This window comes from Methylobacterium sp. (genome assembly GCF_019745455.1).
GTDB lineage: Bacteria > Pseudomonadota > Alphaproteobacteria > Rhizobiales > Beijerinckiaceae > Methylobacterium.
In genome coordinates this window covers 1-13282 of the sequence record NZ_JAIETD010000171.1, presented here as the reverse complement: position 1 = coordinate 13282, position 13282 = coordinate 1, and the positions used below count along the sequence as shown (strand labels likewise).

The following is a 13282-nucleotide window of genomic DNA, read 5'->3' as shown; positions in this document are numbered from 1 at the left end:
GCCGACCAGTCGACGCCGCCCGCCAGGCGCGGGCGGCTCATGACGACGAGAAGCCCGGCCTCCATGAGGCCGGGCTTTTTCATTGCGCTGGATCGCCCACCCGTGAAGTTCGGTGTGCCCCCCTGACAAACCGCAGCCACGCTCCCCATCTCTGAAACGCCTGAGCGGAGCAAACCCGCCGGCTTGCCCCAGGAGGACGACTTCATGAACAGCGAAGAACGTGACGTCATCAACGGTATCTTCCAGCGTCTCGAGCAGGCAGGTAGCCAGCCGCGCGACGTGGAGGCCGAGCGTTTCATTGCCGACAAGCTTCGGAGCCAGCCCTACGCCCCCTACGCCATGGCGCAGTTGATCTATGTGCAGGAGGAAGCCCTCAAGAGCCTTCAGCAGCAGCTTGAAGAGGCGCGCTCCGCGCAGCAACAGCCGCAGGGTGGCGGCGGCTTCCTGTCGAGCATCTTCGGCGGTGGTGGACGCCAGGAGCCGCAGCGCCCGACCGGCCAGCCGTGGGGCAACCAGGGTGGACAGCCGGGTTACGCTCAGCAGCCCGGCTACGGGCAGCAGGGCGGTTACGGCGGCCCTCAGCAGGGCGGACCCTGGGCCGGGCAGCAACAGGCCCCCGCCCGTGGAGGTGGCTTCCTTGCCACCGCGCTGCCGATGGCGGCGGGTGCGGCCGGCGGCATGCTCCTAGGAAGCGCTTTGTCGAGCGCCTTCGCTGGTGGCCATTCCAGCCTCGGCAGCTCTGCGGCGGCGGGTCTCGGCGGGACGGGCGCCGATGCGGCGTCCCTTGGTGGCGGAAGCCAAGATTTCGGCTCGGCCCTCGGAGGCGGCAACGACCTCCAGGACGCCTCGTTCGACAATGATGCCGGCGGCGATTTCGGTGGCGACCTCGGCGGCGGCGGCGACGACGACTGGGTCTGAGTCACGGATCGGCCCGGCGGCGCAACTGTACCGACGGGCCGACCATCGTCAGATGACCTCGACGCGGGCGCCCACGCTGGTCCGCTCGTAAAGGTCGGTCACGTCGTCGTTCATCATGCGGATGCAACCCGACGAGACCGATTGTCCGATCGTGTGAGGCTCGTTGGTGCCGTGGATGCGGTAGAGGGACGAGCCGAGATAGAGGGCCCGGGCTCCAAGCGGGTTGCCCGGACCTCCCGCCATGTGACGCGGCAGGTCGGGTCTGCGGCGCAGCATTTCCGGCGGAGGCGTCCAGTCCGGCCATTCCTTCTTTTGCGTGATGGTTTTGGTACCCGACCAGGTGAAGCCGGGCCGACCGACGCCGATGCCGTAGCGCAGGGCCTTTCCTCCCGGTTGGACGAGGTAGAGGAACTTTGAAGGCGTATCGATCACGATGGTCCCGGCTGACTGACGCCCGTCGAAATTCACCACCTGCCGCGCATAGCGTGGATCCGGCCCACGCTCGATCCTCGAAACAGCTTCTTGGGGCTCGGCTTGCGGAAGCGCCGCCAGGCGGGTGGTAACCTGCTGCCGATAAAGCATTTCCGGCGGGACGCGATCACCCGAGGAGAGCATGCGCGGGCTGGCCGCGGCGCTGTAGCCGTAGGCCTCTGACTGCCGAGCCAGCGTGCTATCCTCAGCGCCTAAACCCGACCGGCTCGGTCCGGTTCTGGAGGGGCGCTCGGGCCCGGCCACGAGGAACTCGATGAAGCCACCGCCATAGCGTCCATCTTGAGCGAGGCTCTCGCTCGCCATGAACGTCGCAGCCGCAGCGATCAAGCCTAAAGCGTATCGCATGTCCCTCATCCCCGACCCTGCGCAGGACGCGCTTCGAGCTGAGGATGGCGATAAGTACCAGACTACAGGGTGAAAGAACGTGGTGAATCAGGATTGAAACCATTGAATTCAATTTCCGGTACGATTCAGCGTGAAGATTTAGTAAAATTCACCTGATGCGGCGACCGTTCAGCAAATAGCAACCACTCCATATCATCGTCATGCCGGTGAACTCCTGACGGCTGATCCCGACCCATGACCATGAAGCGCTATCGAATCGAAGACGCCCTCGGTCTTGCGAGCATCACGCCCTCACCGGACAAGGCGGTGTCGAGCGAAACGTCGGAATTGACCAGTGCGCGCCTCACCGAGATCCTGAGCGCAATCCAGGAACTGCGGAAGTCGACGCAGACCACGACGGTCGAGACCGTGGAGGCCTGCCGCCGCGAGCTCAGCGACGCGCTCGCGATGCGCAACGAACTCGATATCATGAAGGACGCGATCACCCGGACAAAAACCGAGATCGCGACACTCTATCGTTCCGAGAATACCGGCAAGGGCATGAAGCGGGTGGCCGGCGAGCTCGATGCGGTCGTCGAATCCACCGAGCGTGCGACGAGCACCATTCTGGGCGCCATCGAGGAGATCGAGACCAACGCGAGCGTCCTTCGCGCCATGCGCCAGTCCGCCGCCGGCCGGGAGAACATTGACGCGATCATGGAGCGTGTCGTCGTCGCCTACGAGGCCTGCAACTTCCAGGATCTCACCGGCCAGCGCATCAGCAAGATCGTCGGTGTGCTGAAGTTCGTCGAGGAGCATCTCGACCGGATGATCGAGGCTTGGGGAGGCCTCGAGAGCTTCAAGGACGTCCTCGGCATCAATGGACCGATCAAGCCCGACATCAACGACGAGAGCTCCCTCCTCAACGGCCCGCGTCTGGAGGACGACCCGGGCCATGTCGACCAGGGCGACATCGACGCGCTATTCGACTGATCGGGCTCGATACTGCGGCGGGAAGGGGCACTTCGAAACGGCAGATCGCGCCTCTTCCCTCTGGAATCCCGGCAGCTTAGATCTCCGGCATGAGCCGCGCCCCCGCGAGAACCCTGTCGTCCCAGAAGGACGTGCCTCCGGACACGTTCGACGAGCGCGACGAGGCCGATGAGTCGCCCGAACGCATGGACGATGCGCCGGAGATCGACTTCGATTTCGAGGAAGGCGCGGTCAAGGCCGGCACCGAGGTGATCCGGCGCTTCTGGACGACGCTGCCGCCCTCGCCGGGTGTCTACCGGATGTTCGACGACAAGGGTGACGTCCTCTACGTCGGCAAGGCCAAGAACCTGAAGGCCCGCGTCGGTTCCTACGCTCGCGGTCAGGCGCATTCCAACCGCATCGCCAGAATGATCTCGCAGACGGCGGCGATGGAGTTCGTCACCACCGCCACCGAGACGGAGGCGCTGCTCCTCGAAGCCAACCTCATCAAGCAATTGAAGCCGCGCTTCAATGTGTTGATGCGCGACGACAAATCGTTCCCCTACATCCTCGTTACCGCGGATTCCGAGGCGCCGCAGATCGTCAAGCATCGCGGCGCGCGGCGGCGCAAGGGTAGCTACTACGGTCCCTTCGCCAGCGTCTGGGCGGTGAACCGGACTGTGAACGCCCTCCAGCGAGCCTTCCTCCTGCGCACTTGCACCGACAGCTATTACGAGAACCGCACCCGGCCTTGCCTGCTCTACCAAATCAAGCGCTGCTCGGGACCGTGCACCGGCGAGATCGCCCTCGATGATTATCAGGGTCTGGCCGAATCCGCCCGCGGCTTCCTGTCCGGCAAATCCAACGCCGTGAAGGACCGGATGCGTGAGGAGATGCAGGCTGCCTCGGAGAAGCTTGAATTCGAGCGGGCGGCTCGCTTCCGCGACCGCATCGCCGCCTTGTCGGCGATCCAGGGAACACAGGGCATCAATACGCAGGGGATCGAGGAGGCCGACGTCTTCGCCCTCGACGAGCAGGCGGGACAGTTCTGCATCGAGGTGTTCTTCTTCCGCAACTTCCAGAACTGGGGCAACCGCGCCTATTTCCCAAAGGCGGACCGGACCATGACGCCGGACGAGGTGCTGGCCTCGTTCATCGGCCAGTTCTACGACGACAAGCCGGCGCCGCGGATCGTCCTCGTCTCGCATGCCATCGAGGATGCCGAACTTCTCGGGGCAGCCTTGTCGAGCCGAGCCGAGCACCGTGTCGAGATCCATCAGCCGCAGCGCGGAGAGCGTCGCAACCTCGTGCTCTATGCGCAGCGCAACGCCAAGGAGGCCCTGGCCCGGCGCCTCGCCGACACCGCCTCGCAGGGCAAGCTGCTGGTGGCCCTTGGCCAATCCTTCGGTCTTCCGTCCGCGCCGCGCCGGATCGAGGTCTACGACAACTCGCACATCATGGGCACGAACGCGGTCGGCGGCATGGTCGTCGCCGGGCCGACCGGCTTCATGAAAACGCATTACCGCACCTTCAACATCAAGTCGGAGGAACTCACACCCGGCGACGATTACGGCATGATGCGCGAGGTGCTGCAGCGCCGGTTCAAGCGCCTCGTGAAGGAAGCACCCCGCAGCGCCGTCGATCCCGCGCCGGCACATTCGTCCGCGATGCCTGACGAGGTCGACACATTCCCGGCCTGGCCGGACCTCGTCCTGATCGACGGCGGCAAGGGCCAGTTGGAAGCCGCGCGCGCTGCCCTCGAGGAGGTCGGCGTCAGCGACGTCGCCCTCGTCGGCATCGCCAAGGGTCGCGATCGCGACGCCGGCCGCGAGACGTTCTTCATCCCCGGGAAGCCGCCCTTCAAGCTGCCACCGCGCGACCCGACGCTCTATTTCGTTCAGCGCCTGCGCGACGAGGCCCACCGTTTCGCCATCGGCACGCATAGGGCAAAGCGCAAGCGCGAGATGGTCAAGAATCCCCTCGACGAGATCGGCGGGATCGGCCCGAGCCGCAAACGCGCCCTCCTCCACCATTTCGGAACCGTGAAGGCGATCGAGCGCGCCGCCTTCGAGGATCTGGCGAAGACGCCGGGGGTCAACGCGGCTACCGCGAGGGCGGTGTACGACTTCTTCCATGCCGGCGGATGAGCACGCCCGAGGGGTGGTTCTGCGCCGCAGGAGCGCCGTCTGCCCGAGTTCGAGCCCCAGGGAAGTGCGTAGAGAGCGGCATCTCTCACAAGCGCAACGGTTGACCCTCAATCTGCCGCGTGGTTCACCCCGCCCATGAACGCCGTCCTCCCTCGACGCCGGTCGCCGGCCTGGAATCTGGCGAATTGCCTGACCTATGGGCGCCTCGTCGCCGTTCCGGTGGTCGTCGCTCTTCTCTATTGGCCGGACGAGATCGGCGCGCGCTTCGCAGCGTTCGGGGTCTTCGTGCTCGCCGCGATCACCGACTACCTCGACGGCTATGTCGCCCGGACCTACGCCCAGAGCTCGGCCCTCGGCCGGATGCTCGATCCGATCGCCGACAAGCTCCTGGTCGCCGCCTGCCTGCTCATGCTTTCGGCCGACGGCACCATCCAGAGCTGGGATCTTTGGGCAGCGATCGTGATCCTGTGCCGCGAGATCCTGGTCTCGGGCCTGCGCGAGTACTTGGCCGAGCTGAAGGTCGGCGTGCCGGTGAGCCGGGTCGCCAAGTGGAAGACGACACTACAGCTGATAGCCATCGGCTTCCTGGTCGCGGGCCCGGCCGGCGAGACCATTCTTCCAGGTACCATCCGGATCGGGATAGGCCTGCTCTGGGTGGCCGCAGCCCTCACGCTCTATACCGGCTACGACTATATGCGGGCCGGGATCAGGCACGTCATCGACGATCCGCGGTGAGGGCGGTGTCCCAGGAGCGATCGCGATGAAGCTCGTCTACTTCGCCTGGGTGCGCGAACGGGTCGGCAAGGCCGAGGAGAGTGTCGACCTCCCAGCGGGGATCGACACCATCGCCGATCTCGTAACCTGGCTGCGGGGGCGGGGCGAGGAATACGCCTACGCCTTCGAGAACCCCGGCATCGTCCGCGCGGCCATCGACAAGGTCCATGCGAAGCCGGACGCGGCGATCGGCGAGGCCTCCGAGATCGCCTTCTTCCCCCCGATGACGGGGGGTTGAGACGGCGTTCAGTTCGTCCGGAGGGCTTCGCCGAAGGCCTTCAGGTTGTTGGACATCATGTCGAGATAGGTCGGCGCCGGCCCGTCGGCGCGGGACAGGGCATCCGAATAGACCTTGCCGCCGATCCGCGCTCCGCTCTCCTTGGCGATCTGCTGCATCAGGCGCGGATCGGCGATGTTCTCCAGGAACACCGCCGGGATCTTGTCCTTGCGGATCTGACGAATGATTCGGGCGACATCGCGCGGGCTCGCCTCGCTTTCGGAGGAAACGCCCTGCGGGGCTATGAAGGTCATCCCGTAGGCGGCAGCGAAGTAACCGAAGGCGTCGTGCGTCGTGATGATCCTGCGCCGGTCCGGCGGGATGGCGGAAATCGCACTGCGCGCCTCTTTGTCGAGGGCGTCGAGCTTGGCGAGATAGGCGGCGGCGTTGGCGGCGAACACGGCTGCATGGTCTGGGTCGATCCGCGCCAGCGCATCGCGGATATTGGCGACGTAGAGCTTGGCGTTCGGAATGCTCTGCCAGGCATGCGGATCAATGGCGTGGTCGTGTCCATGCTCCTCGCCGGCGAGGGTGGGCACGCCCTTCGAGGCGGTGATGACGGGAGCCTTGGTACCCGAGGCCTTGATCAGCCGGTCGATCCAACCTTCCAGACCGATGCCGTTGACGAAGACCACCTTGGCCTCGAGCAGGGTTCGAGCATCCCCCGGTGCCGGGTTGTATCCATGAGCGTCGGCATCGGGGCCGACCAGCGTCGAGACCGCGACCCTGTCCCCCCCGACCTGGCGCACGAGGTCGCCGAGGATCGAGAAGGTGGCGACGGCCTTGAAAGGCTTTGACACCTCCTGCGCCATGGCCGGGAGGGCGGCCACGACCATGACGGCGAGGACGGCGAGCCGGCACAAGCCGAAAGATCGCGTAGGACAGGTCTGCATCGTCGGGGTCTCCTAGACCGGAACCTCCTTATTGAAACATTATCACATTGCCAAGCTTCAAGCCCTGACCTTGATCTCGAGACGATCGGGCGCCACAGAGCGGGCGACGCCGTGCCGGTCCGGCCGGCAAGGGTAACGAGCGACGAACATGGCGCGCCGGCTTTCGAGAGGCGACACTCTCCCTCTCCTCGGCCGGGTCTGGCGCGAATGGCTGCGGCCGCACAGCGCCACCCTCGCCGTGGTGCTGGTGCTGATCGCCATCGTCGGTGCCGCCACCGGCCTTTACCCCGCTTTGATCAAGACCGCCTTCGACGCCTTCGACAACAAGGACACCGCCGCCCTCGCCTACGGCCCGGTCGTGGTGATCGCCGTCACCGCAATCCGCGGCTTCGCGTTGTTCGGACAGACGGTGCTGACGAACCGCGTCGTGACGCGGGTCGAGGCCGACATGCAGGTGGCACTCTATTCCCACCTCATCGAGGCGGATCTGGCCCAACTCGGACGCGAGAGCCCGGCCGCCTTCACCCAGCGCTTCACCACCGATTTTGCCTACATCAAGGAGGCCCTGACCCGGATCTCGACGGTTCTGCTGCGCGATATCGCCATGCTGGTCGGCTTGGTGGCCGTGCTGATCTGGATGGACCCGATCCTCACCCTCGTGGCCGGGGTGACGGTGCCGTTCTTCGCCGGCCCGATTAGCCGGATCGGGCGCAAGCTTCGCCGCGTCTCGACGACGACGCAGGAGCAGATGGGCGCCGCCGCGAGCCTGATCAACGAGAGCCTGCAGGGTGCCCGCGTCGCGAAGACCTACGGCCTGGAAGGCTATCTCAAGGGCCGGGCGACCCAGGCCTTCGACGAGGTACGCCGCCTCAAGATGAAGACCGCCAATGCCCGCGGCCGGCTCGACCCGCTCCTCGAAGTGGGCGGCGGCCTCGCGGTGGCCGTCGTTCTCGTCCTCGTCGGGCAGCGCGTGATGTCGGGCGAGCGCACGGTCGGTGACTTCACCGGCTATGTCGCGGCCCTGCTGCTCGCCGCACAGCCGGCCCGGGCGCTCGGCACCCTCAACGCCATCCTGCAGGAGGCCGCCGCCGCCCTGCAGCGCTACTTCGCCCTGATGGACGAGGCACCGCGCATCCTGCAGGCGCCCGATGCCGCCCCGATCCGGATCACGGGCGGCGAGATCTGCTTCGAGGACGTCCGCTTCCGCTACCGCGACGATGCCCCGGCCCTGGAGGGGATCGACCTCACCGTGCCGGCCGGATCTGTGACGGCTCTGGTCGGGCGCTCAGGCTCGGGCAAGTCGAGCCTCCTCAACCTCGTGCCCCGCCTCTACGACGTCACCTCCGGCCGCGTCGTCATCGACGGGCAGGACGTGCGCTGCGTCACCCTTGGCTCCCTGCGTGAGGCCGTGGCGGTGGTCTCGCAGGAGATCGTCCTGTTCGACGACACCGTGGCGGCGAACATCGCCTTCGGCCGCGCGGGAGCGACGCAGGCCGAGATCGAGGCCGCGGCGGAGGCTGCCGCCGCCCATGGCTTCGTCTCGCGGTTGCCGGAGGGCTACGCCTTCCGGGTCGGCCCTAGCGGCGGCCGGCTCTCGGGCGGAGAGCGCCAACGCATCGCCCTCGCCCGCGCCTTCCTGCGCGACGCGCCGATCCTGCTCCTCGACGAGGCGACGAGCGCCCTCGATTCCGAATCCGAGCGTCTGGTCCAGGGCGCGCTCAGCCGGCTGATGCGCGGGCGCACGACCCTCGTCATCGCGCACCGCCTCTCCACCGTCCGGGACGCCGACCTCATCGTCGTCATGGAAGCAGGACGTGTGATCGAGACGGGCACCCACGAGGCGCTGATGGCCGCCAGCGGAAGCTATGCCGGGCTCTACCGGATGACGCTGGCCGACGACGGGTCCTGAACCCGTCGATGCAGGATCGAAGACTTTCCCTTCAACCAAACTCGCCTTGAATCCGCTCTCGGTGCCATCCGCGGCGGCAAAAACCTCAGCCGGACCCGTGCGATGCCCCAGATCGGCCACGAGTCCCGACCAATCCTCCCGCCCGGCCGAACCGGAGCGATCCTCGGCGATGCGGAGGCGACTTGTCCGACCCATCGCCATCCGCGATAGCACCGGCATGGCTTCGTCGTGGGACGAGATGGAATAAGCCCGGCCGCCGGCCGGGGAAGGAGCTTCGAGTGATCAATCAAACCTGGCTTAAGGTTGCAGCTTGTGCGGCTTTGGCGGCGATGGCCGGCACGGCGGAGGCTGCCCAATGCGGCAACAGCGCGAGCGGGTTCGAAGCCTGGAAGCGGGACTTCGCCGAGGAGGCGCGCGGGCGTGCGACTCCGGCCAGCCTCGCGGCGCTGATGACGACCTCCTATTCGACCGCGACGATCTCGGCCGATCGCGGCCAGAAGAGCTTCAAGCTGTCGCTGGAGCAGTTCATGGCGAAGCGCGGCGGACCGGCCATTGTTTCGCGCGGCAAGACGCTCAAGCGCACCAACGCCGCGTTGTTCGACGCGATCGAGAAGCGCTACGGGGTTCCCCCGGGGCCGCTCCTGGCCATCTGGGGCATGGAGACGGGGTTCGGGGCGGTGCGCGGCAACGTCAACACCCTCTCGGCCGTGGCGACCCTCGCGTATGATTGCCGGCGCTCGGCCTTCTTCACCGACCAGCTCTATGCCGCCCTCAGCCTCGTCGACCGAGGCGTCATCACGGCCAATACCCGCGGCGCCGCCCATGGCGAGGTCGGCCATACCCAGTTCCTGCCGAAAAGCATCGTCAATTACGGCACCGGGGGCGACCTCAACAATTCGGAGGCTGCCCTCATGTCGACGGCCAACTTCCTGAAGGGGCATGGCTGGAGGCCGGGGGCCGGCTACCAGCCGGGTGAGCCGAACTTCGCGGCGATCCAGGGCTGGAACGCAGCGTCAGTCTATCAGAAGGCCATCGCCATCATCGGTCAGCAGATCGACGGCAGGTAGCCACTCAGGCGTCGTTCTCGGTGTAGGAGGCGTTCAGGCGCCTTCCTCCACCAGGATCTCACGCTTGCCCGCATGGTTGGCCGGGCCGACGAGGCCTTCGATCTCCATCCGCTCCATCAGCGAGGCGGCGCGGTTGTAGCCGATCTGAAGGCGGCGCTGGATGTAGCTCGTCGAGGCCTTCTTGTCGCGCAGGACGACCTGGACAGCCTGATCGTAGAGCTCGCCGCCGGGCTCGCCGAAGCTGCCCTGGTCGAACACCGCGATGTCGGCCTCGTCGGCACCGGCCTTGCCGCCTTCGCCCGAGTCGTCATCGGCGGTGACGGCGTCGAGGTAGGAAGGCCGGCCCTGGCGCTTGAGATGCGCCACCACGCTCTCGACCTCCGAGTCCGAGCAGAACGGCCCGTGCACGCGCGTGGTGCGCCCGCCGCCGGCCATGAACAGCATGTCGCCTTGACCCAGGAGCTGCTCGGCGCCCATCTCCCCTAAGATCGTGCGCGAGTCGATCTTGCTCGTGACCTGGAAGGAGATCCGGGTCGGGAAGTTCGCCTTGATCGTGCCGGTGATCACGTCGACGCTCGGGCGCTGGGTCGCCATGATCAGGTGGATGCCGGCCGCTCTCGCCATCTGAGCGAGGCGCTGGATCGCCCCTTCGATGTCCTTGCCGGCCACCATCATCAGGTCGGCCATCTCGTCGACCACGATCACGATGTAGGGCAGGGCCGAAAGATCCATCTCCTCGGTCTCGTACACGGCCTCGCCGGTGGTGCGATCGAACCCGGTCTGCACGGTGCGGGTCAGGATCTCGCCGCGCTCGCGCGCCTCGGCGAGGCGCGCATTGAAGCCGTCGATGTTGCGCACACCGACCTTCGACATCTTCTTGTAGCGCTCCTCCATCTCGCGCACGGCCCATTTGAGGGCGATGACCGCCTTCTTCGGGTCGGTGACGACGGGGGAGAGCAGGTGCGGAATGCCGTCATAGACCGACAGCTCCAGCATCTTGGGGTCGACCATGATCAGGCGGCACTCCTCCGGCTTCAGCCGGTAGAGGAGAGACAGGATCATGGTGTTGATGGCCACCGACTTGCCCGAGCCGGTGGTGCCGGCGACCAGCAGGTGGGGCATCTTGGCCAAGTCGGCGATGATCGGCTCGCCGCCGATATTCTTGCCGAGGCACAGAGCGAGGCTTTGCTTGGTCTCGACGAAATCGGGCGACGCCAGAAGCTCGCGCAGGTACACGGTCTCGCGCTTGGCGTTCGGCAGCTCGATGCCAATGGCGTTGCGGCCAGGCACGACGGCGACGCGGGCGGAGACCGCCGACATCGAGCGGGCAATGTCGTCGGCAAGGGAGATCACTCGGCTCGACTTCGTCCCCGGCGCCGGCTCGAGTTCGTAGAGGGTGACGACGGGGCCCGGCCGCACCGCGAGGATGTCGCCGCGAACGCCGAAATCGCTAAGCGTCGCCTCGAGCAGCGTGGCGTTCTGCTCGAGGGCATCGGTCGAGATCAGGCTGCTTGCCGCCGGTCCCTTGGGCTCGGCTAGCAGTTCGAGGGCAGGATGGGCGTAGGCATCCGGCCGTACCGGCGGGAGCGGACGGCGGATCGGCGCAATGGCCGGCGGCGGAGCGGCGACGCGTGAACGCGGCGGTTGCGGAAGTTCGCTTGCTTCCGCTCCACCAGCCTCTTCGTCCTCGCCTGCTTCGTCATGGAGCATAGGCGCGAGCCCACGGCGAGCGACCACGGGCGGGGGCGCGGCCTCCGCTTCATCGAAGACCGGTTCGCGGCGGCCGTCCGATCCGGCCGCGGAGGCCGCGGGCCCCCACTGAGCGTCCTCGTCAGCAGCGAAGGCACGCCTCGCGGCGAGAGCCGGAGAGTTGCCGGCATAGACGGCCGCGGCTACCTCCGCGGCGCGTCGCTGACGCCAAGCCTGCAGCCAGTTACCGATCCCGTCGCGCCCGGCCATCAGACCGTGCGCGAGGGTGCCGAGCGAAAGGATACCGAGGCTCGGCTCGTCAGATTCGTCGCGATCCATCGGGCGCGCTTCCCGGCGCACCGGAGACCGGTCTGGGGAAAATCGCTCATCGTCGGCCTCGTCCGTCTTCCCGACGCGGCAAGCCCCGGTGAGGCTCAGGATGGCAACGACGGCGAAGCCGAAGCCGCAGAGCGGTGTAGCGGACGTCGAGATCACGCCCACGAGGGTACGGGCGGCATGCATCAACGCATCGCCTGCGACGCCGCCGAGTCCGCTCGGAAGGGGCCAACGCGCCGTCGGAGGCAGGGCGCTGGCGACGGCGCTCGCGGCGAAGAAGCCGATGATCCAGAGCGTGAGCCTCAGCCCGCCATTCGGCAGATCCCGCGACCGCATCAGGCGGACGCCCCACAACGCCGGCGGCAGTGCGAAGGCGAGAGAGCCGAGGCCGATGAGCTGCATCGCTAGATCGGAGACCACGGCGCCCGGAGCCCCAAGCACGTTGTGGGCAGCGTGGTTGGTGGCATGGTTCAGGCTCGGATCGTCGATCGACCAGGTCGCGAGCGCGACCGTGAGGGCCGTTGCGCTGGCAAACAGCACGAGACCACCGAGTTCCGTCATCCGCTTGGCGAGGAACGGACGGACGGTATCGACGAAGGTCTCGTAGGGCGATGCGGAACGTCGGAGCGAGCGCATGCGGAACCGGGTACTATGGGAATGTCCGGTAACGCTAAGCGGCCGGAGTTAACGGCCGTTTAAGGATGATCGGCCGGTGTGGCGTTGTGCACGGCCGACCCGTTGAAAGCCGGCCGTCGCTCCCCGCGACGGGCTGAGCTTCCGACCCCAGCCAGAGTGAGGCAGGACGGACAAACAAGAAGGGCTCCGGATTTCTCCGGAGCCCTCGGCCATCGGCCATATCGTATCTTAGCGGAAGAGGTTCAGGAGACCGCCCGGCTCAGCGTAGATGCCCGGAGAGGCGGTCGAGGTCTGGAAGGTGATCGATCCGATGAACGAGTCGCCGCACCACTTCGAGCGGCCACCGGTGACCAGGCCGCGGAAATCGCCCGATACCGTACCGCACTGAACTTGGTTCAGGTTGGTGGTGTGATAGCGAGCATCGAGAATGATGTTCTTGTAGGTGTAGGAGATGCCGACGTTGCCGTAGGCATAGCTCGGCAGGTCGATGACGTTGAAGCGGCCAAGGGCGTCGTTGAAGCCGCTCGCCGAGTTCTTGAGAGCGCCGAGGAAGTAGTGTCCGCCCTCACCCGAGATCGAGAAGCCGCCGGCATAGGCCTCGGGCAGGAACGAGAACAGCGTGGCGGGCAGCGTGTAGGCAATCGTACCCGACGCATAGGTGCCGTTGGTGTGCGTGCCGAGATAGTTCGGAGCGAAGAAAACGTTCGCGCCGATCGTCAGCGAATCCGTGGCGGTGTAGAGGACCTTGCCGGCGTACTCGATGAAGTCGGTGTGTTGATTTCCGTTGAGAGTTGACCCGGCGGAGCCCGAAGTTTCCATCGAGAAGTGACCCGTGTCTGAACCCACCC

11 protein-coding genes are annotated in these 13282 nt (G+C 66.5%); 7 read left to right on the top strand and 4 right to left on the bottom strand.

The window, feature by feature from the left end:
- Nucleotides 1-204: 204 nt before the first annotated feature.
- Nucleotides 205-918, top strand: a complete 714-nt coding sequence (locus K2Y56_RS25695) for a DUF2076 domain-containing protein (RefSeq protein ID WP_292514821.1) — start codon at nucleotides 205-207, stop codon at nucleotides 916-918.
- 48 nt (nucleotides 919-966) lie between these two features.
- Here K2Y56_RS25695 and K2Y56_RS25690 read toward each other — a convergent pair whose 3' ends face one another.
- Entirely contained in the window at nucleotides 967-1755 is a 789-nt protein-coding gene (locus K2Y56_RS25690; protein ID WP_292514818.1) for a L,D-transpeptidase, read from the bottom strand.
- A gap of 234 nt (nucleotides 1756-1989) precedes the next feature.
- Between K2Y56_RS25690 and K2Y56_RS25685 the strand changes: the two genes are divergently transcribed.
- From K2Y56_RS25685 to moaD, 4 genes are all read left to right on the top strand, one after another.
- On the top strand, nucleotides 1990-2727 hold the full coding sequence (locus tag K2Y56_RS25685) for a chemotaxis protein (RefSeq protein ID WP_292514815.1): 738 nt from the start codon (nucleotides 1990-1992) through the stop codon (nucleotides 2725-2727).
- 89 nt (nucleotides 2728-2816) lie between these two features.
- Entirely contained in the window at nucleotides 2817-4853 is a 2037-nt protein-coding gene (uvrC, locus tag K2Y56_RS25680; protein ID WP_292514812.1) for an excinuclease ABC subunit UvrC, read from the top strand.
- A 135-nt stretch (nucleotides 4854-4988) separates the two neighbouring features.
- Nucleotides 4989-5588, top strand: coding sequence for a CDP-diacylglycerol--glycerol-3-phosphate 3-phosphatidyltransferase (gene pgsA / locus K2Y56_RS25675; RefSeq protein ID WP_292514810.1), 600 nt, complete (start codon nucleotides 4989-4991; stop codon nucleotides 5586-5588).
- 25 nt (nucleotides 5589-5613) lie between these two features.
- Entirely contained in the window at nucleotides 5614-5865 is a 252-nt protein-coding gene (gene moaD / locus K2Y56_RS25670) for a molybdopterin converting factor subunit 1 (protein ID WP_292514808.1), read from the top strand.
- Nucleotides 5866-5873: 8 nt separating this feature from the next.
- Here the strand turns inward: moaD and K2Y56_RS25665 are convergent, their stop codons facing one another.
- Nucleotides 5874-6740 (bottom strand): metal ABC transporter substrate-binding protein, encoded by an 867-nt coding sequence (locus K2Y56_RS25665; protein WP_292514827.1) that lies wholly within the window; start codon nucleotides 6738-6740, stop codon nucleotides 5874-5876.
- 205 nt (nucleotides 6741-6945) lie between these two features.
- On the opposite strand from K2Y56_RS25665, the gene K2Y56_RS25660 reads away from it, so the two are divergent.
- Nucleotides 6946-8706 carry an ABC transporter transmembrane domain-containing protein gene (locus K2Y56_RS25660; protein WP_292514806.1) on the top strand — a complete coding sequence of 587 codons (1761 nt, stop codon included), beginning with the start codon at nucleotides 6946-6948 and terminating at the stop codon, nucleotides 8704-8706.
- A 329-nt stretch (nucleotides 8707-9035) separates the two neighbouring features.
- Nucleotides 9036-9773, top strand: a complete 738-nt coding sequence (locus K2Y56_RS25655; RefSeq protein ID WP_292514824.1) for a lytic transglycosylase domain-containing protein — start codon at nucleotides 9036-9038, stop codon at nucleotides 9771-9773.
- A gap of 33 nt (nucleotides 9774-9806) precedes the next feature.
- On the opposite strand, the gene K2Y56_RS25650 is transcribed toward K2Y56_RS25655, so the two are convergent.
- Nucleotides 9807-12434 (bottom strand): DNA translocase FtsK, encoded by a 2628-nt coding sequence (locus tag K2Y56_RS25650; RefSeq protein WP_292514803.1) that lies wholly within the window; start codon nucleotides 12432-12434, stop codon nucleotides 9807-9809.
- Between the two features lie 228 nt (nucleotides 12435-12662).
- Nucleotides 12663-13282 (bottom strand): hypothetical protein (locus tag K2Y56_RS25645; protein WP_292514800.1); only part of this gene is annotated, 620 nt, incomplete at its 5' end.

Excerpts from the sequence above, each read along its gene's own strand:
- K2Y56_RS25655 (WP_292514824.1), top strand. The coding sequence starts at position 9,036 with ATGGCCGGCACGGCGGAGGCTGCCCAATGCGGCAACAGCGCGAGCGGG.
- K2Y56_RS25665 (WP_292514827.1), bottom strand. The coding sequence starts at position 6,740 with ATGGTCGTGGCCGCCCTCCCGGCCATGGCGCAGGAGGTGTCAAAGCCT.
- uvrC (WP_292514812.1), top strand. The coding sequence starts at position 2,817 with ATGAGCCGCGCCCCCGCGAGAACCCTGTCGTCCCAGAAGGACGTGCCT.
- K2Y56_RS25695 (WP_292514821.1), top strand. The coding sequence starts at position 205 with ATGAACAGCGAAGAACGTGACGTCATCAACGGTATCTTCCAGCGTCTC.
- pgsA (WP_292514810.1), top strand. The coding sequence starts at position 4,989 with ATGAACGCCGTCCTCCCTCGACGCCGGTCGCCGGCCTGGAATCTGGCG.
- K2Y56_RS25660 (WP_292514806.1), top strand. The coding sequence starts at position 6,946 with ATGGCGCGCCGGCTTTCGAGAGGCGACACTCTCCCTCTCCTCGGCCGG.
- K2Y56_RS25690 (WP_292514818.1), bottom strand. The coding sequence starts at position 1,755 with ATGCGATACGCTTTAGGCTTGATCGCTGCGGCTGCGACGTTCATGGCG.
- K2Y56_RS25650 (WP_292514803.1), bottom strand. The coding sequence starts at position 12,434 with ATGCGCTCGCTCCGACGTTCCGCATCGCCCTACGAGACCTTCGTCGAT.
- K2Y56_RS25685 (WP_292514815.1), top strand. The coding sequence starts at position 1,990 with ATGACCATGAAGCGCTATCGAATCGAAGACGCCCTCGGTCTTGCGAGC.
- moaD (WP_292514808.1), top strand. The coding sequence starts at position 5,614 with ATGAAGCTCGTCTACTTCGCCTGGGTGCGCGAACGGGTCGGCAAGGCC.